Annotated in this window: 20 protein-coding genes; 7 read left to right on the top strand and 13 right to left on the bottom strand. The window is 68.5% G+C overall.

Annotation, left to right across the window (positions count from 1 at the left end):
• Nucleotides 1-2 precede the first annotated feature (2 nt).
• Nucleotides 3-884: a hypothetical protein gene (locus tag ACLB90_RS10145; protein ID WP_411849384.1), complete on the bottom strand. Its 882-nt coding sequence runs from the start codon at nucleotides 882-884 to the stop codon at nucleotides 3-5.
• Between the two features lie 277 nt (nucleotides 885-1,161).
• Here ACLB90_RS10145 and ACLB90_RS10140 point away from each other — a divergent pair, with 277 nt between their 5' ends.
• Nucleotides 1,162-2,013, top strand: coding sequence for an acid phosphatase (locus ACLB90_RS10140; protein WP_411849383.1), 852 nt, complete (start codon nucleotides 1,162-1,164; stop codon nucleotides 2,011-2,013).
• A 427-nt stretch (nucleotides 2,014-2,440) separates the two neighbouring features.
• Here ACLB90_RS10140 and ACLB90_RS10135 read toward each other — a convergent pair whose 3' ends face one another.
• On the bottom strand, nucleotides 2,441-4,708 hold the full coding sequence (locus ACLB90_RS10135) for a TonB-dependent receptor (RefSeq protein WP_411849382.1): 2,268 nt from the start codon (nucleotides 4,706-4,708) through the stop codon (nucleotides 2,441-2,443).
• Between the two features lie 208 nt (nucleotides 4,709-4,916).
• On the opposite strand from ACLB90_RS10135, the gene ACLB90_RS10130 reads away from it, so the two are divergent.
• Both ACLB90_RS10130 and ACLB90_RS10125 read left to right on the top strand, forming a co-directional pair.
• Nucleotides 4,917-5,942 (top strand): TIGR00266 family protein, encoded by a 1,026-nt coding sequence (locus tag ACLB90_RS10130; protein WP_411849381.1) that lies wholly within the window; start codon nucleotides 4,917-4,919, stop codon nucleotides 5,940-5,942.
• A gap of 49 nt (nucleotides 5,943-5,991) precedes the next feature.
• Complete coding sequence (locus tag ACLB90_RS10125; protein ID WP_411849380.1) at nucleotides 5,992-6,987, top strand: patatin-like phospholipase family protein; 996 nt, start codon at nucleotides 5,992-5,994, stop codon at nucleotides 6,985-6,987.
• Nucleotides 6,988-7,295: 308 nt separating this feature from the next.
• Here ACLB90_RS10125 and ACLB90_RS10120 read toward each other — a convergent pair whose 3' ends face one another.
• Nucleotides 7,296-7,778 (bottom strand): Lrp/AsnC family transcriptional regulator, encoded by a 483-nt coding sequence (locus ACLB90_RS10120; protein ID WP_017355505.1) that lies wholly within the window; start codon nucleotides 7,776-7,778, stop codon nucleotides 7,296-7,298.
• Between the two features lie 127 nt (nucleotides 7,779-7,905).
• On the opposite strand from ACLB90_RS10120, the gene phhA reads away from it, so the two are divergent.
• Entirely contained in the window at nucleotides 7,906-8,802 is an 897-nt protein-coding gene (gene phhA / locus ACLB90_RS10115) for a phenylalanine 4-monooxygenase (RefSeq protein WP_411852735.1), read from the top strand.
• Nucleotides 8,803-8,847: 45 nt separating this feature from the next.
• Here phhA and ACLB90_RS10110 read toward each other — a convergent pair whose 3' ends face one another.
• From ACLB90_RS10110 to ACLB90_RS10065, 10 genes are all read right to left on the bottom strand, one after another.
• Nucleotides 8,848-9,954: a GDSL-type esterase/lipase family protein gene (locus ACLB90_RS10110; RefSeq protein ID WP_411849379.1), complete on the bottom strand. Its 1,107-nt coding sequence runs from the start codon at nucleotides 9,952-9,954 to the stop codon at nucleotides 8,848-8,850.
• Between the two features lie 133 nt (nucleotides 9,955-10,087).
• The gene (gene kduD, locus ACLB90_RS10105; protein ID WP_411849378.1) at nucleotides 10,088-10,843 is read right to left on the bottom strand and encodes a 2-dehydro-3-deoxy-D-gluconate 5-dehydrogenase KduD; all 756 of its coding nucleotides are present in this window, start codon (nucleotides 10,841-10,843) and stop codon (nucleotides 10,088-10,090) included.
• A gap of 66 nt (nucleotides 10,844-10,909) precedes the next feature.
• Nucleotides 10,910-11,758 (bottom strand): 5-dehydro-4-deoxy-D-glucuronate isomerase, encoded by an 849-nt coding sequence (gene kduI, locus ACLB90_RS10100; protein ID WP_313274264.1) that lies wholly within the window; start codon nucleotides 11,756-11,758, stop codon nucleotides 10,910-10,912.
• Between the two features lie 214 nt (nucleotides 11,759-11,972).
• Nucleotides 11,973-13,031 carry a LacI family DNA-binding transcriptional regulator gene (locus ACLB90_RS10095; protein WP_017355510.1) on the bottom strand — a complete coding sequence of 353 codons (1,059 nt, stop codon included), beginning with the start codon at nucleotides 13,029-13,031 and terminating at the stop codon, nucleotides 11,973-11,975.
• A gap of 43 nt (nucleotides 13,032-13,074) precedes the next feature.
• On the bottom strand, nucleotides 13,075-14,655 hold the full coding sequence (locus ACLB90_RS10090) for a family 43 glycosylhydrolase (protein WP_411849377.1): 1,581 nt from the start codon (nucleotides 14,653-14,655) through the stop codon (nucleotides 13,075-13,077).
• A gap of 39 nt (nucleotides 14,656-14,694) precedes the next feature.
• On the bottom strand, nucleotides 14,695-15,855 hold the full coding sequence (gene pelA / locus ACLB90_RS10085) for a pectate lyase (protein WP_411849376.1): 1,161 nt from the start codon (nucleotides 15,853-15,855) through the stop codon (nucleotides 14,695-14,697).
• Nucleotides 15,828-17,111, bottom strand: a complete 1,284-nt coding sequence (locus tag ACLB90_RS10080) for a TRAP transporter large permease (protein WP_153165481.1) — start codon at nucleotides 17,109-17,111, stop codon at nucleotides 15,828-15,830. Before ACLB90_RS10080 ends, pelA begins: the two co-directional genes overlap by 28 nt.
• A gap of 3 nt (nucleotides 17,112-17,114) precedes the next feature.
• The gene (locus tag ACLB90_RS10075) at nucleotides 17,115-17,648 is read right to left on the bottom strand and encodes a TRAP transporter small permease (protein ID WP_166472408.1); all 534 of its coding nucleotides are present in this window, start codon (nucleotides 17,646-17,648) and stop codon (nucleotides 17,115-17,117) included.
• 12 nt (nucleotides 17,649-17,660) lie between these two features.
• Nucleotides 17,661-18,665 carry a TRAP transporter substrate-binding protein gene (locus tag ACLB90_RS10070; protein WP_313160338.1) on the bottom strand — a complete coding sequence of 335 codons (1,005 nt, stop codon included), beginning with the start codon at nucleotides 18,663-18,665 and terminating at the stop codon, nucleotides 17,661-17,663.
• Nucleotides 18,666-18,702: 37 nt separating this feature from the next.
• Nucleotides 18,703-19,524 (bottom strand): 2-keto-4-pentenoate hydratase, encoded by an 822-nt coding sequence (locus tag ACLB90_RS10065; protein WP_411849375.1) that lies wholly within the window; start codon nucleotides 19,522-19,524, stop codon nucleotides 18,703-18,705.
• 152 nt (nucleotides 19,525-19,676) lie between these two features.
• Here ACLB90_RS10065 and ACLB90_RS10060 point away from each other — a divergent pair, with 152 nt between their 5' ends.
• The 3 genes from ACLB90_RS10060 to ACLB90_RS10050 are packed head-to-tail and all read left to right on the top strand — an operon-like array spanning nucleotide 19,677 to nucleotide 23,153.
• Nucleotides 19,677-20,675, top strand: a complete 999-nt coding sequence (locus tag ACLB90_RS10060) for an alpha/beta hydrolase (protein WP_411849374.1) — start codon at nucleotides 19,677-19,679, stop codon at nucleotides 20,673-20,675.
• A gap of 58 nt (nucleotides 20,676-20,733) precedes the next feature.
• A complete protein-coding gene (locus ACLB90_RS10055; protein WP_411852734.1) occupies nucleotides 20,734-22,290 on the top strand; it encodes a carboxylesterase/lipase family protein in 1,557 nt (518 codons plus the stop codon).
• A complete protein-coding gene (locus ACLB90_RS10050) occupies nucleotides 22,290-23,153 on the top strand; it encodes a rhamnogalacturonan acetylesterase (protein WP_411849373.1) in 864 nt (287 codons plus the stop codon). Before ACLB90_RS10055 ends, ACLB90_RS10050 begins: the two co-directional genes overlap by 1 nt.
• Nucleotides 23,154-23,232: the final 79 nt, after the last annotated feature.

Below are 23,232 nucleotides of genomic sequence, written 5' to 3'. Positions count from 1 at the left end.
CCTCACAGGGCCAGGTCGTTGCGCAGGATGGTGCCCAGGCCGAAGCACTCGCGGCGGCTCTGGTTGTGGCTCAACGGCTCGGCGCCGTTGGTGCGCTGCTTGTCGGTGAACCAGGTGGTGCCGGCGGCCTTCTGGCTGCTGCACTCCAGGAAGCCGTCCGAGCAGCTGTTCAACCAGTTCTGGGTGAATTCCAGCCCGACGTTCTGCGCATAGCCCCCGCAGTAGCTGTTGCTGTCCCACACCGCAGACTCCACGTCCGAACCCACCACGGCACGGAACGGCTTGGGCAGCGCCGGGCGCCCGGCCGTGCCGTACAGGTTCTGCGCGTTGTAGGTGGCCATGTGGCCCACCTGCTGCTGGCGCACCGCGTCGTTGGTGTAGCCCAGCAGCCAGCCCACCGAGGTTTCGAAGGTGTTGCCGTTGAGCACCGCATCGGCCAGCGGCGTGCCGGCCGAGGACGGTGCCAGCGCGGTGACCTTGCTGACCGTCTGGATGATCTTCGGATAGCGGCTGTCGTACGTGGGGTTGGACAGGATCCAGCGCACCACGTTGCCGCCGTTGGAATGGGTGATCACCACCAGCCTGGTGATGCCCTTGCCGTTGATGAAGGTGGTCAACTGCCCGGCCAGGCAACCGGCGGCCTCGGGCTTCCACATGTACTGGGTGAAGTCGCAATTGATGACGGTGTAGTTGGCACTGTTGGGCAGCCCCAGCCGTACCGTGTCGATGATGCCGGGCTGCCAGTAGTCGGCACGCGCATCGGTCTGCGCGCCCGTGCCATGCACGAACGCCACCCCCACCACATCCGCTGCCTGCGCACCGCTGCACGCCAGCATCAGGCCCACGGCCAGGCCGACGCCCATCCTTCCTGCGTTGCTTCGCATCCGTTGTCTCCCACGTCAGGTGATCCCCCTGGTTTCCGGCAGCGGCTCACTATCGGATGCAATGATCGACATTCGCATGACAGATGACCGTGCCTTTGGCGGAAGCTATGCCGTAAGCGCATCGAATTCCGTGCGCCAGTAGATGTTTCCTATCTTTTGAGGCGAATCCCCGGTCGATCACGCCGGTTTGTGCCGGGTTTGGCCGCATGACGGCCGGCGCTGCCAGCGGGCAGGCAAGCTGCGATCATGCGGGCCTGCCCGTTACCGAGACCTGCCGATGTCGTCGTCCTTCACGCCTCCCCTCGCCCTGCGCCCGCTGCTTGGCGCCGCCCTGCTCGCGGCGCTGGCCGGCTGCGCGACGACGGCCGCGCCCCCGGCCACGCCCGTGGAGGCCTCGGTGACGACCAAGGCGGTGGGCTATCTGCCCGCCGACGCAGTGCCGGCCAGCCTGGCGTTGGTACCCGCGCCGCCCACCGCCGGCTCGGCCGGTTTCGCGTTGGATGAGCAGGTCAGCCGCGAGGCGCGTGCGCTGCGCGGCAGCCCGCGCTTCGAGCAGGCCCACCGCGATGCCGAACTGGGCTTCCCGGCCGGCGCCAACCAGTTCTCCTGTGCCATCGACGTGGATGTGGATGCGGTGAAGACGCCGGCGCTGTACCGCCTGCTCGAACGCAGCCGCATCGATGCCAGCGCGGCCACCCGCACCGCGAAGAAGCACTACCAGCGCGCGCGCCCCTTCATGGTCAACAACGAACCCACCTGCAGCCCGGAAGACGAGCAGGACCTGCGCGGCAACGGCTCCTACCCGTCGGGCCACACCTCGATCGGCTGGGCCTGGGCACTGATCCTGTCGGAAATCGCGCCGGACCGCGCCGACGCGATCCAGGCACGCGGCCGCAACTACGGCGAAAGCCGGCTGGTGTGCAACGTGCACTGGCAGAGCGACATCCTCGAAGGCCGCTTCATGGGCGCGGCCGCCGTGGCCCGCCTGCACGACAACGCCGCGTTCAACAAGGACCTGATGGCCGCACGAAAGGAGATCGTCGCCGCGCGCAAGGCGGGCCTGCATTCCAGCCGCGACTGCGCGGCCGAGGAAGCGGTGTTGAAGGTGCGGCCGGCAAGCGCGCTGTAGGAGACATTGCGCGCGACAGCCGACCAGCGGTCGGCTCTACCCAAACGCACGCACCGGCCGTAGAGCCGGGCTCTGCCCGGCTGCTCTCCGTTCCGGCACCGCAGAACCGCGCGATGCGCGACAGCCGACCAACGGTCGGCTCTACACAAACGCACGCACCCGCCCCGTCGTGCACCGGCCGTAGAGCCGGGCTCTGCCCGGCTGCTCTCCGTTCCGGCACCGCAGAACCGCGCGATGCGCGACAGCCGACCAGCGGTCGGCTCTACCCAAACGCACGCACCGGCCCCGTCGTGCACCGGCCGTAGAGCCGGGCTCTGCCCGGCTGCTCTCCGTTCCGGCACCGCAGAACCGCGCGATGCGCGACAGCCGACCAGCGGTCGGCTCTACCGAAGCGGGGGCCGACGCGTGGTCGGCACCCGCCCCGCCATCAGAACTTCGCGGTGAACTCGACGCCGAACGTGCGCGGCTCGTTGAGGAAGCCGGTCAGGTTGTTGAAGTCGATCGCACCCACCACACGCACCTGGTCAGTCAGGTTGCGACCGTACACGGCGACGTCGTACTGGCCGTAATCCCAGTTGTAGCCCAGGCGCAGGCCACCTTCCAGCGACGAACGGCTGCGGAACTCCGGGGACTCGTACAGGAAGAAGTTCACTTCGCTGCGGTAGGCCCAGTCGGTGTACACGTACAGCTCGCTGGCATCGTTGATCGGGAAGCCCGCACGCAGGGTCAGGTTGTGGATCCACTTCGGTGCCTGCGGCAGCGGATTGCCGTTGACCAGCGCGTAGGTGCCGCCATTGATGACCGTGGTCGGGTCGGTGATGGTGCAGCCACCGCCACAGATCGCCACCGCCAGGTCCTTGTCCTTGATCTCGGTGTCGTTGTAGCTGCTGCCCAGGGTGAGCAGCACGTGGTCGGTCAGGTAGGCCTCGAAGTCCAGCTCGGCGCCCTGGCCGATGGTCTTGTCGGCGTTGAGCAGGGTGGCGGTGTTGTTGCTGCCGCCCACCGCGATCAACTGCTGGCCGTCCACGTTGTAGCGGAACACGTTGAAGCCCAGGCGCGCGCGACGATCGAACAGGTCGGCCTTGATGCCGGCCTCGTAGGAGATCACCTTCTCCGAATCGGCCTGCGACACGCCGCCGAAGGCCAGGCGGCCCTGGATCGACGGGGCGCGGAAGCCCTTGGCCACGCGTGCGTAAGCGTTGAGGTTGTCGGTGATCTGGTACACGCCGCTCAGGTCCCAGCTGACGTCGTCGACATCGCTCTTGGCGATGTACGGGCCGCTGACCGGCGTGCCACCCGGCACGGCCTGCAGCACGCTGGCGCTGAAGTCCTTCTTGTCCTGCGTGTAGCGCACACCACCGCGCAGCTTGAAGCGCTCGGTCACGTCGAAATCACCGGAAGCGAACGCGGCCCAGGCCTTGTTGCGCTGGGACTGCACGGCGTGGCCGGTCTGCGGGTTGCCCGGGGTCAGCGAGTCGTAGTTGAAGCTGTCGATGGTGACGTCTTCATCGAAGTAGAACACGCCGGCCTGCCAGTCGAAGCGGCCCCACTCATTGGATTCCACGCGGAATTCCTGCGTCCACTGGCGGTGGTGCGGCAGGCCGTCGGCCGACTCGGACGGGAACGGAATGAAGCCCGGGCCGTAGTTGCCCGCGCCCAGGAAGGCCGCGCCGTAGCCACCGTCGATATCGCCGTGGTTGAGCGACTCGGCGGTCTCGTAACCGGTGATCGAATGCAGCGTCACCCGGCCCAGGTTCCACTGCAGGCGCGCGCTGCCGCCCCAGGTTTCCAGGTCCGAGAAGTTCTCGCCGTCGGTGGACACTTCATCGCGGTCGAAGTTCTCGACCAGCTGGTTGGTGCCCGGCTTGATGATGTTGGCGCGGAACAGGCGTGCGGTGCCGTTGAGCTTGCGCTTGTGCAGGTTGAACAGCGCTTCCACATCATCGCCTTCGTACAGGAACTGCACGCGTGCGGCGGCTTCGTCATAGCCTTCGAAACCCTGCGCCGGCGCGTTCTGGCGGGTGTTGGTCACCCAGTCGTCGCGGCGCTGGTACAGCGCCGACACACGCGCCGACCAGCGGTCGGTCAGCGGGCCGCCATAGGCGCCCTGCGTGTTCCAGGTGTTGTAGCTGCCGTAGGCGACCTTGATGTAACCGTCGGCATCCTGCGAGGGACGCGCCGAATCGAACTTCACCACGCCGGCCGGGGTATTGCGGCCGAACAGCGTGCCCTGCGGACCGCGCAGCACTTCCACACCGGCCAGATCGAACAGCGGGAAGCCCTTCAGCAGCGGGCTTTCCTGCACCACGTCGTCGTACACCAGCGAGACCGGCTGCGAGGCGTTGAGATCGAAGTCGGTATTGCCCAGGCCGCGGATGTAGAAGCGCGGGAAGGCACGCCCGTAGGACGATTCGATGTTCAGGCTGGGCACGCGTGCCGACAGGAAGCGGATGTCGTCGCCGGCCGAACCGAGCACGTCCAGCTTTTCGCCCTGGATGGCCGAGATCGAGACCGGCACGTCCTTGGCGTTTTCCACACGGCGCTGCGCCGTCACCTGCAGGGTATCGAGGGCGACCGGATCCTTGGCGGCGGGGGCGTCCTGGGCTGCGGCCGTCAATGGCAGCAGGGCGGCGAGGGCGATGACGAGCGGGTGCACGGACGGAAACCGGCCGTGGGCAGTGCGGTTCGGGAACATGGCGTTTTAGGCTGTGTTGGGAGGGGTGGTGGACCGGCGCTACCAGACAATTGTTGCAGTACAGCAACAGCGTCGCAAATTCCGGTCATTCATTACCAAGATCCGGCCACGGGGGTGTGAAGGGCGCTGGCCGTCGATCGCCCGGATTTGGCAGGATGGTGCCGCCCCGGCCAGCGGCCGGCACTACCCTCCTTCCAGGTACAGCGTCATGACCCAGTGGTACTTCCACAGCACCGCCCAGCCCGACCGTGTTGGCCCGCTCGATGACGAAGCCGCCCGGCAGTACGCCCGCAGCAACCCGCGCGCGCTGGTCTGGTGCGAAGGCATGAGCGGCTGGATGGCGATCGGCGAGGTGCCCGAGCTGCTGGCCAGCACCGCCGCCCCGGTCGGCGCGCCGCCGCCGCTGCCGGGTTCGGCCGGCCGCAGCCAGCGTGCCGACGACATCGAGTTCCGCATCGTCGGCCATGAAATGCAGTTCGTGGAGATCGAACTGGACCCGGGCGAAAGTGCCATCGCCGAGGCCGGCGCACTGATGTTCAAGGATGCCTCGGTGCAGATGGACACCGTGTTCGGCGACGGCTCGCACAGCGGCCAGGGCGGCGGCTTCATGGACAAGCTGATGTCGGCCGGCAAGCGCGTGCTGACCGGCGAAAGCCTGTTCGCCACCCTCTACACCCACACCGGCCACGGCAAGGCCAAGGTCGCTTTCGCCGCGCCCTATCCCGGCACCGTGCTGCCGATGAAGCTGGACCAGCATGGCGGCCACCTGGTGTGCCAGAAGGACAGCTTCCTGGCCGGCGCACGCGGCGTGCAGATCGGCGTGCAGTTCCAGCGCAGGATCATGACCGGCCTGTTCGGCGGCGAGGGCTTCATCATGCAGAAGCTCGAAGGCGACGGCTGGGTCTTCATCCATGCCGGCGGTTGCGTGGTGGAGCGCGAGCTGGCCGCCGGCGAGCGCCTGGACGTGGACACCGGCTGTGTGGTGGCCTACCACGCCAGCGTGGACATGGACGTGCGCCGCGTGGCCGGGATCAAGAGCATGGTGTTCGGCGGCGAAGGCGTGTTCCTGGCCACCCTCACCGGCCCGGGCAAAGTGTGGCTGCAGTCGCTGCCGTTCTCGCGCCTGGCCGGGCGGATGTGGATGGCCGCGCCGCAGGCCGGTGGCCAGAGCCGGGGCGAAGGCTCGGTGCTGGGCGGGATCGGCCGCATCCTCGATGGCGACAACCGGTTCTGAGGCCGGCACGACCCGGTATGCTATCGCCCATTCACTTTTCGCCGATGCCATGACCGCCTTCCGCCAGACCCGCCTCGTGCTGTCCGTTGCCCTGCTCGGCCTGCTGGCCGGCTGCGGCGGCGATCCCGTCCGCCCGACCCCGCCGCCGGCCGCCACGCCGGTTGTGCAGGCCAAGCCGGTGAAGATCGGCGTCGCCCTCGGCGGTGGCGCGGCCAAGGGCTTTGCCCATATCGGCGTGATCAAGATGCTCGAAGCCAATGGATTCGAGCCGGTGGTGGTATCGGGCACCAGCGCCGGCAGCGTGGTGGGCGCGTTGTATGCCAGCGGCATGGATGCCTTCCAGATGCAGTCCAAGGCGGTGGCGCTGGATGAAGCCAGCATCCGCGACGTGCGTCTGTTCTCCGGCGGGCTGGTGCAGGGCCAGAAGCTGCAGGACTACGTCAATGCGCAGGTCGACAACCGCCCCGCCGAGAAGCTGAAGAAGCCCTTCGCGGCCGTGGCCACCAACCTGGACACCGGCGAGCGCGCGGTGTTCGTCCGCGGCAACGTCGGCCAGGCCGTGCGTGCGTCCAGCAGCATCCCCGGGGTGTTCGAACCGGTGAAGATCGGCAAGAACAGCTTCGTCGATGGTGGCGTGGTCAGCCCGGTGCCGGTGGACGCGGCACGCCAGCTCGGCGCCGACATCGTCATCGCCGTGGACATCTCCAGCAAGGCCAGCGGCAAGTCGCCGACCGGCATGCTTGGCATCGTCAACCAGTCCATCTCGATCATGGGCCAGCGCCTGGGCGAGCAGGAACTGGCGCGTGCGGACATCATCATCCGCCCGAAGGTGCTGGATATCGGCGCGGCCGATTTCAGCCAGCGCAACAACGCGATCCTCGAAGGCGAGAAGGCCGCGATGGCGGCGATGCCGCAGATCCGCGCCAAGGTGCAGCAGCTGCAGCGCGCCCGCGCCGCAGCCCTGGCCCCGCCGCCCAAGCCGAAGTGCGATGAGCCTTCGCGCGTGGGCAAGCTGATGGGCCGCAAGGAAAAGTGCGAAGGCTGAGGCGCCGGCTGCGCTTGGCCGGAACGCCCCAGCATCCCCGGTAGAGCCGACCGTTGGTCGGCTGCTCCTGGCCGGGACGCCCCCAGCCCCCCTGGTAGAGCCGACCGTTGGTCGGCTGCTCTTGGCCGGGATGCCCCTAGCCCCCTGGTAGAGCCGACCGTTGGTCGGCTGCTCTTGGCCGGGACGCCAAATATTCCAATCAAATGCAGCCGACCAACGGTCGGCTCTACCTGTCGGGCGCCCCGGATATTCCAACCAAATGCAGCCGACCAACGGTCGGCTCTACCCGCTGGAACAAGGGCTCGCCCTTATTCCAGCTGTGACAGCGGCAGCGCGCGGAAATCCTTCACTGTGCGCAGCACGAAGCTCGAATTCACGTCGGCCACGCCGGCCGCGTTGAGCAGCTTGTCGAGCAGGAAGCTGGAGAAATGCTCCAGGTCGCGCACGTAGATGTGCAGCAGGTAGTCCATGTCGCCGGTGAGCGCGTGGCAGGCCACCACTTCGTCCCACTCCACCACGCTGTCGGCGAACACGCCGATGGCGTGCTGGTCGTGCTTTTCCAGCTGCACGCGCACGAACGCCTGCAGGCCCAGGCCGATCCGCCGCGGTTCCAGGCGTGCGCCGTACCCGGCGATCACCCCCTCGCTTTCCAGGCGCTGCACGCGGCGCAGGCAGGCCGACGGGGACAGGTTCACGCGCGCGGCCAGTTCGGCGTTGGTGGCGCGGCCATGCTGCTGGATCTCCGCCAGGAGACGCAGATCCGTGCGGTCGAACTGGGCATCTCCGGACATTGCTGCTCCGCAACATTGAATGGACGCAACGATATTGCGCCAATCCGCCATATCCGTGCAACTTTGCAATCCTCTTGCGCGCGCCCTGCCCTAGCATCGACAGATGACTTCCCAGGAGACCACCACGATGGAAACCGCCACCACCCCGCGCCGCGTCGAACACCAGCAGACCGACAAGGGTTACGTGCCGGTGTATACCACCGCGATCGTGGAGCAGCCCTGGGACAGCTACACCGCCGACGACCACGCCACGTGGAGCACGCTGTACCAGCGCCAGCGCGAGCTGCTGGAAGGCCGCGCCAGCAGGGAGTTCCTGCAGGCGCAGGATGAAATGGGCATGAGCGCGCACATGATTCCGCGCTTCGACCAGCTCAACGAGGTGCTGGGTGCGGCCACCGGCTGGACGCTGGTCGGCGTCGAGGGCCTGCTGCCCGAGCTGGACTTTTTCGACCACCTGGCCAACCGCCGCTTCCCGGTCACCTGGTGGATCCGCCGCCCGGACCAGATCGACTACATCGCGGAACCGGACATGTTCCACGACCTGTTCGGCCACGTGCCGCTGCTGATGAACCCGGTGTTCGCCGACTACATGGCCGCCTACGGCCGCGGCGGCGTCAAGGCGCACGCGATCGGCCCGGAAGCGCTGCAGCACCTTACCCGCCTGTACTGGTACACGGTGGAATTCGGCCTGATCAACACGCCCGAAGGGCTGCGCATCTACGGCGCCGGCATCGTCTCGTCCAAGGGCGAATCGCTGTACTCGCTGGAATCGGACGCGCCCAACCGCATCGGTTTCGACCTGGAGCGGATCATGCGCACCCGCTACCGCATCGATACCTTCCAGAAGACCTACTTCGTCATCGACAGCTACGAGCAGTTGATGGACGCCACGTCGCCGGACTTCACGCCGATCTATGCGGCGCTGGAAACGCAGGACCACCTGCCGGCCGGCGACGTGCAGGAGGGCGACGCCGTGTTCCAGAGGGGCACGGGCGAAGGTTGGGCGGACGGCGGCGACGTATGACCGCCCCGTAGAGCCGGGCTCTGCCCGGCTGCGCCACCTGCGCCCCTACCGCGGATACGCCAACAACACCACCAGATCCTGCTCCCCCACCTGCTGCAGCGCATGCGAGCTGCCGGTCCTCGTCAGCAGCGCATCGCCCGCCGCCACGTCGTACTGCCTGCCATCCAGCACATAGCTGCCCTGCCCGCTGACGATGTAGTAGATCTCGTCCTTGTGCTGCGGGTGCAGGCCGATGCCGGCGCCCTTGTGCAGCACACGCTTGCGCAGCACGAACGGCAGGTCGGTGTCGTCGGCAAAGAACGGGTAGGCGGTGGTGGGGCCGGCACCGCCATGCGGACCGGGCTGGGTGATCGCGATATCGCGTTCGTGAACCACGCGCGAGGGTCTGGCGGCATCGGCGCCCTGCCCTGCGGGCCGGCTGACGTCGCAGTCGATGTCGCGCTTCAGGGCGGTTTTCAGCGCCGGCTGCAGGTCCACCCAGTCGCGCACCACCAGGCAGGCCACGGCGGTGGCACCGGCCACGCTGAAGTGCGTGCCGTCGGCCTTGTTCTGCTCGGGCACGAACAGGAAGTACGGGCGCGCGCCCTGCTCGCCCAGCGCGCGGATCCAGCGGCTGGAACGGTCGTTGAGGTCGATCAGCGCAACCTGCTCGCGCGCCGCCAGCTGCTTCACCGCCTGGGTGTACAGCCCATGCGTATCCAGCAGCGACCCGAAGTCGTACAGCAGCCGCGCCACCGGGGTGATCAGCACCGGCGTGGCGCCCTTGTCGCGGGCCACCTGCACGTAGCGCATCAGGAACTGCGGGTAGACCGTGGCCGGATCGGTGTAGCGGGTGGGGTCTTCGGCCTTCGCATCGTTGTGGCCGAACTGGATCAGCAGCACGTCACCGGGCCGGATCTCGGCGGCGATCACGTCGAGCCGCTTTTCCTCGATGAAGCTGCGCGTGCTGCGGCCGCCCTTGGCGTGGTTGCGCACCTCCCATACCGCCGGATCGAGATAGCTCTGCAGGGCCTGGCCCCAACCGGCCTGTGGCGCGCGCTCCGGGCCGTACGCGGCGGCGGTGGAGTCACCGGCAATGAAGACGCGGTGCGGGGCGCACAGCGCGCTGGGGGCCGCCATCAGCAGCGACAGGGACAGCAGCAAACGCAGCATGGTCATGCTCCTTGTGGAAGAGCTGCCGGCCAGCGGCCGGCACTACCGGGCAGAGGAAGGTGCCCGAATGACAGATGGGCGCCCAAGGGCGCCCATCGTCTGCCCGCGTGGGCGCATCGTTGGAGGGTGTGGCTTACCGGGCCAGCCAGCCGCCGTCGACCGGAATGACCGAACCGTTGACGTAGTCCGAGGCGCTGGACGCCAGGAACACCGCCGTACCGGCGAGATCTTCCGGGGTGCCCCAGCGGCCGGCCGGAATGCGGTCGAGGATGGACTTGTTGCGGTCCTCGTCGGCGCGCAGCGCGGCGGTGTTGTCGGTGGCCATGTAGCCCGGGGCGATCGCGTTGACGTTGATGCCCTTGTTGGCCCACTCGTTGGCCAGCAGGCGGGTGATGCCGGCGATGCCGCTCTTGCTGGCGGTGTACGACGGCACGCGGATGCCACCCTGGAACGACAGCATCGAGGCAATGTTGATGATCTTGCCGCGACCCTGCGCGATGAAGTGGCGGCCGGCCGCCTGCGAGATGAAGAACGCAGACTTGATGTTGACGTTCATCACGTCGTCCCAGTCCTGCTCGCTGAAGTCCACGGCGTCGGCGCGGCGGATCAGGCCGGCATTGTTCACCAGGATGTCCAGGCCACCCAGGCCCTCGACGGTTTCGCGGATGACACGCTCGACCGGTTCGATGCTGATCAGGTTGGCTTCGATGGCCAGGCAGCGGCGACCCAGCGCGGTGATCTTGGCGATGGTCTCGGTGGGCGGCGCGATGCCGGCCACGGCGACGTCGGCCCCGGCCTGCGCCAGTGCCACCGCGATGCCCTGCCCCAGGCCGGTATTGCCACCGGTGACCAGAGCGACCTTGCCTTCCAGACTGAACGGATTAGCCATTGCGTATGCGGTCCTTTTCGATGCGTAACAGGCGCCGCCCACACGGTGCGGGCGGCGCGCGATGGGTCACTTGAGCTGGCAGATGTCCAGCACGTGCATGTCGGTGTAATCCAGGTTTTCGCCGCCCATCGCCCAGATGAAGGCGTAGTTGCTGGTGCCGGCACCCATGTGGATCGACCACGGCGGGGACACCACGGCTTCGTTGTTCTGGATCACGATGTGGCGCTGCGCGTCCGGCTCGCCCATGAAGTGGTACACGCGGTCGTTCTGGCCCAGATCGAAGTAGAAATAGACCTCGCTGCGGCGGTCGTGCAGGTGCGGCGGCATGGTGTTCCAGACGCTGCCCGGCTTGAGCACGGTCAGGCCCAGCAGCAGCTGCGAGGACTGGCAGGTGGCCGGCACGATGTACTGGTAGATGGTGCGTTCGTTGCTGGTTTCCAGCGCACCGCGGTCCAGGGCCACCGCGTCCTTGATGGACAGCGCCTTGGTCTCGAAGCGCGCGTGCGCCGGGGTCGAGGCCAGGTAGAACTGGGCCGGGTTGGCGGCATCGTCGGATGCGAAGACCACGTCCTCGCTGCCCATCGCCACGTACAGGCCGTCCTTCGGCCCGAGGGTGTAGACGGTGCCGTCCACGGTCACGGTGCCGCTGCCGGCGCCGACGTTGATCACGCCCAGCTCGCGGCGCTCCAGGAAGGCATGGCCGGCGGCCGAGGCCGGTTCGGTCTGGCGCGGCAGCGCGACCGGGCCGGTGACCGGGGCGGCACCGCCGAGCACGAAGCGCTCGTAGTGGGTGTACTTCAGCGTCACCGCATCGGCATTGAACAGGCCATCGAGCAGGTACAGCTCGCGCAGGTCGTCGTTGCTGGCGCCCTTGATGGCGTCGGGATGGGTGGCGTAGTGGGTCTTGCAGTACATGGCGTCTCCAGAGCAGGGGTGGGCCGACGGGTCGGCCCCGGCGCGGTTTCCGATCATTCTAGCCAGATAGGAAACCGGTGTCATTTTGCGGTGCAAGGTGGGGCGGGCGGGCCGCTCCATGCATGTGGGAAAAGCCGTGCGATCGGCAGCCGGTTGCCCCGGCGCATGGCGACGCGTTGATCATGACCACGCGTCGTTGCCATCGCGGCGCGGATCAATCCTCCGGCGGTTGGCAGGAATCGCGGACGATCAGGTGCGGGCGCACGCTGGCAATCTGCAGCGCGGCCTGGCCATCGGGCTGGATCAGCATCGCCGCCGCGGTACGCCCGGTGTCACGGGTGTGGCGGCGCACCGAGGTCAGCGACGGCCACAGGCGCGAGGCCAGCGGGCTGTCGTCGTAGCCGATGATCGAGAGCTGGCGGGGGATGTTGATCCCCGCGCGCAGGGCGACCTTGTACACACCGGCCGCCATTTCATCGTTACCGGTGAAGATCGCGGTCGGGCGCTGCTTGCCGAGCAGCAGCTTCTCGGCGGCGGCCACACCGGATTCGAAGGTATAACCGGCCTCCACGATGCGCGCCGGCGGCAGTTCGATGCCGCGCTGGGCGAGGGCATCGATGAAACCGGCGGTGCGCTCGTGCGCCGAACGGTAGGCGCTCGGGCCGGTCACCAGCGCGATGTCGCGATGGCCCAGCGACAGCAGGTAATCGGCCGCTTCGGCCGCACCGTCGCGGTCGTGGGTGACCACCATCTGCGAGGTGTCATCCAGCGGCAGCGAGGCGATGCGCGTGAAGCGGCAGCCGATCTCGTCGAGCATGTCCACCAGCGCCTGGTCTTCCGACGCACGCGGCACCAGGATCACGCCGTGCAGCTTCTGCTGCTGCACGAAGCGGCGCACACCCTCGATGTAGCCGGGGCTGCGCGAGTCGCACGGGTGCACCACCAGCTCGAAGCTGGAGCCGCGCAGCGCGTCGAGCGCGCCGTACTGCATGTCCACGATGTACTGGGCGGTGGGGTTGTCGTACACCATGCCGATCAGGAACGAACGGCGGAACGCCAGCCCACGGGCCAGGGGATCGGGCGCGTAGCCGACTTCGCGCATCAGCGCCTCGACCTTCTCGCGCGTGTCCTTACGCACCAGCGGGGAGTTGTTGATGATGCGCGAGACGGTCTTCTTGGATACCCCGGACAGACGCGCGATGTCGTTGATCGTGGCGGCCTTGCCCTTGGTCAATCCGTGCGGGGACGGATCGGTTTTGCTGCGCAATGACATGTCGTTTCGAACCGGGATGAGTCAGGGGATTCTAGCGGCCCTCTCAATCGAGGGCGCGGTAGCGGAAGTTGCGGAAGCGGACCTTGCCGTCGCCGGCGGCGTACAGCGCCGGTTTCAGGGCCAGGAACTTCCCGGCCACATTGTGATGGTAGCCGGAGACTTCCATCTGAACCGGGTACTTCTGCCAGGTTTTGCCGTCGGTGCTGGAGTGGATGGTGACGATATGGCGGTTGTTGGTCACCCGCAGCCACAGCCGGCCGCCGGTGGCGCTGGGGGCCAGGCGGGTGGGGCGCTCCTCGCCGTAGCGGTGCATGATGAACTTCTCGCCGTTGCTGCCCACGCCCACGTACAGGCGGTCGCTGTAGAAGAGCAGGGCGCCGCCGACCGCGCCGGGGGCGATCTCCATCTCCACCTCGAACTGGTAGGCCTTGTCGCCGGCAATGGCGGTCAGCGGCGAGCTGTCGCGCGGGGTTTGGCCCTTGCCCTGCAGCAGCAGGCCCTCGCCACTGAAGTCCAGGCGGCGGTATTCGTCCTGCGCCGGGTTGAAGAAGGACCACTGCGCGCCCAGCGCCGGGCCGGCGAAGGTGTCCGACAGCGCCATGCCATGCGCGCCCACCGAGGTTCCGGAGGGCTTGGCCAGCGGCTGGCCGAGGTCGCCGCCCTTGGCCACGAACCAGCCGTCGGCGGTCCACTCGATCGGCTCCAGCAGCGCCTGGCGGCCCAGCGTCCAGTACCCGTTCTCGTAGCCGTGGTACATCATCCACCAGCGCCCGTCGGTGCCCTCGATCACGGTGGCATGGCCACGCGACCACCACGGCTCGGCGGCCGAGCGGGTGCGCATGATCGGGTTGTTCGGCGCGTTCACCCACGGGCCGTGGATCGAGCGCGAGCGCGCGGTGATCACCATGTGGCCGGTCGGCGGGCCGGCGGTGCCGCCCACGGCGGTGGTCATGTAGTACCAGCCATCGCGGAAATTGATCTTCGGCCCTTCCTGCGCGTACGCCTCCACATCCCAGCTTTCCGGGTACTTCCAGCCGTCGTAGACGTGCTTGGGCGTACCGGCCACGCTGAGGCCGTCGTCGGCCAGCTGCACGTAGTCGCCGCCGCTCAGGAACAGGTAGCGCTTGCCGTCTTCACCCACCGCGTGGCCCGGATCGATATAGCCGCCCAGGCCGATGTCGATCGGCTCGCTCCACGGGCCCTTGATGCTGTCGGCCCAGACCACGAAGTTGCTGCGGTGCTCGCCGGTGCGGGCGGGGAAATAGATGTAGTAGCGGCTGCCGTGCTTGACGATGTCCGGCGCCCAGATCGCGCCCACGTTCTTTGTGATGGCGTGGCCCAGCGGCTGCCAGTTGACCAGGTCGCGCGAGTGCCAGATCGGCAACCCGGGATAGGCGTCGAAGGAGGACAGGGTCAGGTAGTAGTCCTCGCCATCCTTGAGGACCGACGGGTCGGGGCGGTCGCCGGCGAACACCGGGTTGAGGAAGGTGCCGTTGCCCAGGTCGGCCTGGCGCTGGTTCTCGATGCCGCGCGTCCAGGCGGTGGACGGCTCGGCGGCATGGCCGGCGCCGGCCAGCAGCAGGCAGGCGGTGGCGACAATCGCCAGGGTCTTCCTCAGATGCATCCGTTCTCTCCCGAAGGGTGGATCGTGGGACGGCCGCGCTCAGCGCGCGCCGGTCCGGGCAAGGCGCTGCTGCCAGCGCGGGTAATCGGTGGTGATCAGCGCCTGTGGCCAGGTGCCGTACCAGTGGTAGCCGGTGCGTCGCTCGCGCGGCACCTGGTCGAAGCGCGCCACGCGCTCGCCCTCGCGGTTGGCCAGCACCACGGTGCTGTCGCGCAGGTCGTGGAAGCGGCCCCAGAGCGGCGGTGCGCCGGGATCGTCCACCAGGCGGCGGTCGATCGTGCTGCGGTGATTCTGGAACTGCTCTGGCGCGGCGTCGAAGGTCTCCAGGCGCACGCCCTGCAGCGCGTGCGCCTGGAACCACGCCATCGCCCCGTCCACCGCCGCGATCACCTCCGGCGACGGGTCGGGAATGGACATCAGGTAGCGCACCACGCCCACGCTTTCGTCGACGACCAGCGCCGGCAGCTCGAAGCGGCGTCCCTGTGCTGGCTGCAGCGTGGCCGGGTCGTACTGCCCGGCCCAGATGGTCAACGCGTCGCCCTGGCGCACCTGCAGGCGCAGCACGCAGGCATCGCCCTGGCGCACGGCGCGATCGACGCGGGCGCGCTGGTCGGCGTCGATGAAGGCGAAGACCGGGTCCTGCTGCACCCGCCGCAGCGTGGTCAGCACGCCGCTGGTGACATCGTCGGCGAAGGTGATATGGCCGTGGTACGCGGTGCGCGACGGCACCGAGTGCGGCCAGCCGCCGCATGCCGGTATCTGCTCGGCGAGGATGAAATCCAGCCCGCGGACGGCGGCCTGGCGATAGCGCGTATCGCCACTGCGATCGAAGGCCTGCGCCAGGTAGGCCACCTGCGTATGGATGTTGCGGTTGTCGAAGCTGCCGCCGGCGCTGGCCTGCGCGGCCACCACCTCGGCACGCGCACGGTCGTCGAGGATCCGCTGCGGGTCCTGGTTGACCGCCCAGCCGCCCCCACGGTGCTGCAACAGCACCAGGTTGTCGGCGATCTCCCGGTACTGGTCGGGGCGGTAGCGCGGGTAGTCCGTGCCGTGCCCGCTCTGCCAGTGGTTGATCGCGTCCTGGAACGCCCGCAGCGGAATCTCCTGCCCCGGGGCCGCAAGCGCGGCGCAGGGCAGGGCGATCAGCAGCAGGGCGGCGGCGCGATGCATCGTCAGGCGCGCAGCAGGGCGGGCAGCCACAGCGACAGCTCCGGGAAGAAGGTGACGATCAGCAGCACGCCCAGCGCGGCGAACCAGAACGGCCAGATCGAGCGCATGCTCTCGCCGACGGTGATCTTGCCGATCGAGGTGCCGATGAACAGCACCGACCCCACCGGCGGCGTCACCAGCCCCAGCCCGCCGGTCAGCACCAGCACCAGGCCGAAGTGGATCGGATCGATGCCGTAGGCCTTGGCCACCGGCAGGAAGATCGGCGTGCAGATCAGGATCATCGGTGCCAGATCCATGAAGGTGCCCAGCAGCAGCAGCATCACCACGATCATCAGCAGCACCATGAACTTGCTGTGCGCGAAGGACTGCAGGAAGTCCACCGCTGCCGCCGGCACTTCCAGGTAGGCCAGCAGCCAGCCGAACACCGCCGCGGTGGCGATCACGAACAGGATCACGCCGGTGCTGCGGGCGGCATGGGTGACCGTGCCCAGGAACTCGCGCCAGTTGAGCTGGCGGTACAGCACCGTGGTGACCAGCAGCGCGTAGACCACGGCGATTGCCGCGCTCTCCACCGCAGTGAAGATGCCGGCGCGGATGCCGACGAAGATCAGCGCGACCAGGCCCAGGCCGGGCAGGGCGGAGAACAGCCGCAGGGCCACTGCACGCCAGCCGGGGAACACTTCCACACCGTAGCCGCGACGCCGTGCGACCACGTAGCCGGTGACCATCAGAGCCAGGGTCATCAGCAGCGCCGGGGCGATGCCGGCGGCGAACAGATCGGCGATCGACAGCCCGCCACCGGCCGCGGCCGAGAACAGGATGAGGTTGTGCGACGGCGGCACCAGCAGTGCCACCAGCGCAGCGGTGATGCTCACGTTGACGGCGAAATCGCGGTCGTAACCGCGTTTGACCATCTGCGGAATCATCGTGCCGCCCACCGCCGAGACATCGGCGATGGCCGAGCCGGACACACCGCCGAAGAACAGCGAGGACAGGATCGACACCTGGCCCAAGCCACCGCGCAGGCGCCCCACCAGCGAGGAGGCCAGCGAGATCAGGCGCTCGGAGATGCCGCCGCGCATCATGATTTCACCGGCGAAGATGAACAGTGGAATGGCGATCAGCGAGGCCGACCCGGTGCCGGCGGAAATCTGCTGGACCAGCACCAGCGTGGGCAGGTCCAGGTACCACAGCGTTGCCAGCGCGGCCGCGGCCAGCGCATAGGCCACCGGCACACCGAGCAGCAGCAGCACCGCGAAGACGGTGAAAAGAATCGTAATACCCATGACTCAGCGGTCTCCTTCTGCGTCGGCAACCGGCGGTTGCGCGGCCTGCACCATCTGGTTGAGCGCGAACACCGCCATCAGCGCGCCGCCGATCGACAGCGGCAGGTAGTTGATGCTCTGTGGCAGGTTGGCGCCGGCGGTCTTGATGTCCAGCCCGTCAAGCAGCAGCACGGCTGCCCACCAGGCGATCACCGCGCCCAGCACCACCACCACCAGCGCGGCGAACATGTCCACCGCACGCCGCAGGCCAGGGCCCATGTGCGCGGCGAGCAGGAAGAAGCCGAAGTGACGGCGCGTGTGCACGCCTGTGGCCGCGCCCAGGCTCATGGCCGTGGCCAGCAGCAGCAGGGTCACCGGCTCGGTCCAGCTTGGCGAATCGTTGATGACGTAGCGGGCGAACACCTGCCAGCCCTGCACCACCACCAGCCCGAGCAGAGCGGCAACGGCAATGTAGATGGCCACGTCGGCGATACGGTCCAGCGCGCGCTGCGGCGCCGAACGCAGGTCGGCCGGGGTTTCGGAAATCGGGTCGGACATCGCGGCAGGGCCTCAGGCGAAGTCGCGGATGCGACGGGTGAGGGCAGCCAGCTCCGGCTGCTGCAGGTACTGCTGCAGCAACGGGTCGGCGGCCTTGCGGAAGGCCGGCATGTCGACCTCGTTGAAGCGGATGCCGAAATCGGCAACGGCCTGGCGGGCGGTGTTTTCCGACGCGTCCCACTGTTCGCGCATCACCTGCACCGACTCGCGCGCGGTCTCGATCACCAGGGTACGGTCGGCCGGGCTCAGCGCATCGAAGCTCTGCCGCGACATCAGCAGCACGTCCGGCGCATACGAGTGGTCGCTCTGCGACCAGTAGTGCGCGGCCTCGAAATGGCGGCTGGAGTGGAAGCTGCGCATGTTGTTTTCCGCACCGTCGATCATGTGCGTTTCCATGCCCGAGAAGGTGTCGCCCAGCGACATCGGCGTCGGGTTGGCACCGAGCAGGCGCATCAGCTGGATGAAGATGTCCGAGGACGCCACGCGCAGCTTGAGGCCGTGCAGATCCTTCGGCTCCACGATCGGATGCTTGGTGTTGTAGAAGCAGCGCGCGCCGGAATCGTAGATCGCCAGGCCGACCAGATCGCGGTGCTCGAAGCCCTGCAGCACCGTGTCGGCCACGCCGCCGTCGAGCGCGCGGCGCATGTGCGCCACCGACTCGAACACATACGGCAGGCACAGCCCCTGGGTGAGCGGGAAGGCGTTGTTGAGCGCGCCGGAATACACGCGGGTGATGTCGATGGCACCGAAACGGGCCATGTCGATCGCTTCGGATTCGCGGCCGAGCTGGCCGGAGTGGTACTGGCGCAGGCGCAGCCGGCCGCCGGTCTTTTCCTCGAGCGTCCTGCCGATCCACTTCACCGCGGTCACGGTCGGGTAGTCGGCTACGTGGACGTCGGTGGCGGTCAACAGCTGCGCACCGGCCGGTGCGGCATTGGACGACCGTGAGCAGGCCGTCAGCGCGGGCACGGCAAGCGCGCCCAGACCGGTGGCCATGAAACTTCTGCGAGTGAACATCTGCGCCCTCCCAAGCGTGCTCGCCATGTCCGCGCGGTTACCCGGCGGCGATGGCCTTGCAGGTAATGTCGCCGTAGCCGGCGAAACGGATCAATGCCTGTTGGCCCACGGCAATGTCATGGATGCCGGTGGCGTTGCCGCTGGCGATCAGGTCGCCGGCCTTGAGCGGGCGGCCGCGCTGCGCCGAGCGCGCCAGCGCGAACGCGTAGGCGGTGCGCAGGCCACCGGGCAGCAGGGTCGCACCGCCGGTGCCGACCACCTCGCCCTCGATGCGGGTTTCCGCACGCAGGTCGGCGTCGTCCAGCGCGGTCCAGTCCGGGATCTCCGCACCCAGCACCAGGCCGTTGTTGTTGCCGAAGTCGGACACCACCACACGCGGGCCGAGCTTGTTGATGGTGGCGAGCGGGCTGCTGGCCACTTCCACACCGATGAACAGCCGGGCGGGCAACGCCTCGGCTTCTTCGGGCGTCCAGTGCAGCTTGTCGGTCGGGGCATCCTGCTGGAGCTGGATCACGAACTCCGCTTCGACCGCGCCAAAGCCGCCGACGAACACCGGAATGTCCACTGTTCCACCGGTAGCATTCCAGAGCCGACGCGAGAAAATCGGGCCCAGCAGCCGGTCGTCGCCGGACGCATCGCGGCGCTCGGCGGCGATGTAACCCACTTTCCACCCCACCACGCGGTCATCCCAGAGGTCGATGGCCTGGTCCTGCACACGGTAGGCCGTGAGCAGATCATCGGGGATATTCCCCGGAAAATCGGCCAACGCCTGCCCTTGCTGGCGGGCACTGACGAACGCGCGGGCGATCTCGCCCAACCCCTGGTCTGGCAGGTCCTGTTTGCCCTGGTCGTTGCTCAAGCGGGTCTCCCGATGATTTGTTGCACTGCCAATCGACAGCGCTTGGATGTGCTGTATATGGTAAACCGGTGTCATTGGCAATGTGCAGCGCGTCAGAACCGCGTCGGCAGGCACCATGACCGTTCCCTATCCCTGCAGAAGGACGTTTGCGGATGCCGCGCGCCGTAGTGATGCCGTTGCTGGCCGGCTGGTTGCTGATCGCCGGGTTGAGCCTTCCCCTCCATGCCGCCGGTGCCGGTGCCGATACCGAACCGGCGCCGGGCAGCGCGGACCGCATCGCGCTGTGGCCGGCCGGCCAGGTCCCCGGCGAACGCGGTACACCGCGCGTGCCCCACGTGGTCGAGCGCAGCACCGATCCGGCGTTGCCGGACCGCTACATCGACGATGTCGATGCGCCGTACCTGGTGGTGTACCGGCCGGCGCGTCCCAACGGCACCGGCCTGCTGGTCATTCCCGGCGGCGGCTACCAGCGGATCGTGCTGGACAAGGAGGGCACCGCACTGGTGCCGGCATTTGTCGAGCAGGGCGGGATCACGCTGTTCGTACTGCGTTACCGGCTGCCGGCCGGACGCAGCGATCGGCAGGCGGCGCTGGCCGATGCACAGCGCGCGATGCGGGTGATCCGCGCCGATGCAACGCGCTGGCAGCTCGATCCGGCCCGTATCGGCGTGATGGGCTTCTCCGCCGGAGGCCATGTGGCCGCGCGGCTGAGCAATGGTTTCGATACGCCGGTCTATCCCCATGCCGATGCCGTCGATGCGCTCAGTGCACGGCCGGACGTCGCGCTGTTGATCTACCCGGTGATCGACATGGGCCCGCACGCCCACACCGGCTCGCGCGAGCGGCTGCTCGGACCGCATCCGGACGCCGCACTGGCCACCCGGTTCTCGATGCAGGACCAGGTGCGCGCGGATACGCCACCCACCTTCCTGGTGCATGCGCAGGACGACACCGTGGTGTCCGTGCACAACAGCCTGGTCTATTACCAGGCGCTGCTGCGCGCCGGCGTTTCCACCGAGATGCATCTGTTCCCGTCCGGCGGCCACGGCTTCGGCGTGCGCATTCCCGCCGCGTCCACCGCTGCGCAGTGGCCCGGGCTGGCCCTGCGCTGGATTCCCTCGCGCCACACGGAGCCTGCGCGCCATGACTGATTCCCCCGCCGATCTGCAACGGCGTCGCTTCCTGCGCGACAGCGCGCGCTACGCGCTGATGCTCGGCGCTACCAGCCTGCCACTGCTGCCGGCGTTCGCTGGCGTGCCCGGCCCACGCCACGATGCCGCACCGCTGGTGCGCGTGCGCGGTGGCCGCCTGCGCGGGCAGTTGGAGCAGGGGGTGAATGTATTCCGCGGCATTGCCTACGGCGCCGATACCGCGCCCCGGCGCTTCCAGCCGGCCGTGCAGGAGGTGCCCTGGCACGGTGTGCGCGACGCGCTGGCATACGGCAACGCGGCCCCGCAGGGCGGCGGCGACGGGCCGGGCAGCGAAGACTGCCTGTTCCTCAACGTGTGGACGCCGGCGCTGCGCGATGGCGGCAAGCGGCCGATCCTGTTCTACATCCACGGCGGCGCCTACAACAACGGCTCGGGCAGCGATCCGCTCTACGACGGCAGCGCGCTGTGCCGGCGCGGCGACGTGGTGGTGGTGACCGTCAACCACCGGCTCAACGTGTTCGGCTACCTGTACCTGGCCCAGCTGGGCGATGCGCGCTTTGCCGCCTCCGGCAACGTCGGGCAGCTCGACCTGGTGCAGGCGCTGCAGTGGGTGCGCCAGCACGCGGCGGAGTTCGGCGGCGATGCAGGCAACATCACCGTGTTCGGCCAGTCCGGCGGCGGCGCCAAGATCGCCACGCTGATGGCGATGCCGGCCGCGCGCGGGCTGTTCCAGCGCGCGTGGACGATGAGCGGCCAGCAGGTCACGGCAGCGGGCCCGCGTGCGGCCACCCAGCGCGCCCAGATCGCGATGCAGGCCGTGGGCGCGGCCGATGCCGAGGCGCTGCGCGCGATGCCGATGGAGGCGCTGCTGGCGGCCACCCGCGCGCGTGATCCGTCGCGGGTGGAGAACAGCAGCCTGTATGTGGGCCCCGTGCTGGACGGCCAGGTACTGCCAACACATCCGTTCTGGCCCGAGGCGCCGGCGCAGTCGGCCGGGATTCCGATGGTGATCGGCAACACGCACGATGAAACCCGCGCCTTCCTCGGCAACGACCCGGCCAACTTCGCGCTGACCTGGGAAACCTTGCCGGCCAAGCTTGAGAAGGAGCAGTACGTCGACCTGCTGCCGGCGGTGGTGATCGCCGAATACCGCCGCCTGTATCCGCACTACACGCCCTCGGACGTGTTCTTCGCCGCCACCACCGCCGGACGCTCGTGGCGCGGCGCGGTGGAGGAGCTGGAGGCACGTGCGCGGCAGGGCGCGCCGACCTGGGCCTACCAGCTGGACTGGGGCTCACCGCTGGAGGGCGGCAGGTTCGGCGCCTTCCACACGCTCGACATCCCGCTGGTATTCGACAACACCGACCGGCCCGGCGCGCGTACCGGCACCGGGGAGGAGGCCACGCGCGTGGCCGCCACGATGAGCGCGGCGCTGATCGCCTTTGCCCGCCACGGCGACCCCAACCATGCAGCGCTGCCGCCGTGGCAGACCTACGCGCTCGACCGCCGCCAGACCATGCTGTTCAACGCCACCTCGCAGCAGGCCGACGATCCGCGCGGCGGCGAGCGCCGCCTCTACCAGCAGGCTCCCTTCATCCAACGAGGTACGTTCTGATGCGGCATGCATCGTGGCTGCTGGGCAGCCTGCTGTGGGTCATGACGGGCGCGGCCCACGCCGCCACCGATCCGGCGATCGGCGACCGCCCGGCGCCGACCCCGATCCGCGTGGGCAAGATCGTGCTCGTCGGCGATTCCACCACGGCGGTACAGGGCGGCTGGGGGCCGGCCTTCTGCGCCCGCCACGTCACCTCCTTCCTCACCTGCACCAACCTCGCGCGCGGCGGCCGCAGCACCTACAACTACCGCGCCGAAGGTTCGTGGGCGCTGGCCGAGGCGGAAATGCGCACACCGGGCTACGCGACCACCTGGGTGCTGGTGCAGTTCGGCCACAACGACCAGCCGGGCAAGCCGGGCCGTTCGACCGACCTGCAGCGCGAGTTCCCGGACAACCTGCGCCGCTACGTGCGCGAGATCCGCGCGGCGGGCGCGGTTCCGGTTCTGCTGACCCCGCTGACCCGCCGGCAGTTCGCCGATGGCGTGTTGATCGACGACCTGGCGCCGTGGGCCGATGCGGTGCGCGCCGTGGCCCGCGAGATGGACGTGCCGCTGGTTGACCTGCACGCGCGCAGCCGCGCGGTGGTGCAGGCGCTCGGCCCGGTCGGCGCGATGCCGCTGGCGCAGGCCGCCGCCAGCCCGGTGCAGGTCAGCGCCGCACTGGGCGGCACCACCGTTGGCGCGGCGCCCGCCGCGGGCGGCCCGGCCGTGCAGAACAACGCCGTGGCCGAGCCGATGGGCCAGGCCAAGGTCGCCTTCGACTACACCCATCTTGGGCCAGAGGGCGCGGCGGTGTTCGCCACGCTGGTAACCGCCGAGCTCGCCCGGGAAGTGCCTGCATTGCGGCCGATGCTGATCCCCTGATCGATAGCTGGGCCTAACCAAAAGCGGCGAATTGATCGCTATTGCGCGCATCGTTGCGCAATTGCCGTGATTTGAGTCA

Source organism: Stenotrophomonas sp. LGBM10, from assembly GCF_046736075.1.
In the GTDB taxonomy this organism is placed as follows: domain Bacteria; phylum Pseudomonadota; class Gammaproteobacteria; order Xanthomonadales; family Xanthomonadaceae; genus Stenotrophomonas.
The sequence above is the reverse complement of the archived record's forward strand: the minus strand, read 5'-3'. Positions and strand labels throughout refer to the sequence as shown.

Bases quoted from the DNA above. Each gene is read 5' to 3' on its own strand.
- ACLB90_RS10145 (WP_411849384.1), bottom strand. From the start codon at position 884: ATGCGAAGCAACGCAGGAAGGATGGGCGTCGGCCTGGCCGTGGGCCTG.
- ACLB90_RS10140 (WP_411849383.1), top strand. From the start codon at position 1,162: ATGTCGTCGTCCTTCACGCCTCCCCTCGCCCTGCGCCCGCTGCTTGGC.
- ACLB90_RS10135 (WP_411849382.1), bottom strand. From the start codon at position 4,708: ATGTTCCCGAACCGCACTGCCCACGGCCGGTTTCCGTCCGTGCACCCG.
- ACLB90_RS10130 (WP_411849381.1), top strand. From the start codon at position 4,917: ATGACCCAGTGGTACTTCCACAGCACCGCCCAGCCCGACCGTGTTGGC.
- ACLB90_RS10125 (WP_411849380.1), top strand. From the start codon at position 5,992: ATGACCGCCTTCCGCCAGACCCGCCTCGTGCTGTCCGTTGCCCTGCTC.
- ACLB90_RS10120 (WP_017355505.1), bottom strand. From the start codon at position 7,778: ATGTCCGGAGATGCCCAGTTCGACCGCACGGATCTGCGTCTCCTGGCG.
- phhA (WP_411852735.1), top strand. From the start codon at position 7,906: ATGGAAACCGCCACCACCCCGCGCCGCGTCGAACACCAGCAGACCGAC.
- ACLB90_RS10110 (WP_411849379.1), bottom strand. From the start codon at position 9,954: ATGCTGCGTTTGCTGCTGTCCCTGTCGCTGCTGATGGCGGCCCCCAGC.
- kduD (WP_411849378.1), bottom strand. From the start codon at position 10,843: ATGGCTAATCCGTTCAGTCTGGAAGGCAAGGTCGCTCTGGTCACCGGT.
- kduI (WP_313274264.1), bottom strand. From the start codon at position 11,758: ATGTACTGCAAGACCCACTACGCCACCCATCCCGACGCCATCAAGGGC.
- ACLB90_RS10095 (WP_017355510.1), bottom strand. From the start codon at position 13,031: ATGTCATTGCGCAGCAAAACCGATCCGTCCCCGCACGGATTGACCAAG.
- ACLB90_RS10090 (WP_411849377.1), bottom strand. From the start codon at position 14,655: ATGCATCTGAGGAAGACCCTGGCGATTGTCGCCACCGCCTGCCTGCTG.
- ACLB90_RS10080 (WP_153165481.1), bottom strand. From the start codon at position 17,111: ATGGGTATTACGATTCTTTTCACCGTCTTCGCGGTGCTGCTGCTGCTC.
- ACLB90_RS10075 (WP_166472408.1), bottom strand. From the start codon at position 17,648: ATGTCCGACCCGATTTCCGAAACCCCGGCCGACCTGCGTTCGGCGCCG.
- ACLB90_RS10070 (WP_313160338.1), bottom strand. From the start codon at position 18,665: ATGTTCACTCGCAGAAGTTTCATGGCCACCGGTCTGGGCGCGCTTGCC.
- ACLB90_RS10060 (WP_411849374.1), top strand. From the start codon at position 19,677: ATGCCGCGCGCCGTAGTGATGCCGTTGCTGGCCGGCTGGTTGCTGATC.
- ACLB90_RS10055 (WP_411852734.1), top strand. From the start codon at position 20,734: ATGCTCGGCGCTACCAGCCTGCCACTGCTGCCGGCGTTCGCTGGCGTG.
- ACLB90_RS10050 (WP_411849373.1), top strand. From the start codon at position 22,290: ATGCGGCATGCATCGTGGCTGCTGGGCAGCCTGCTGTGGGTCATGACG.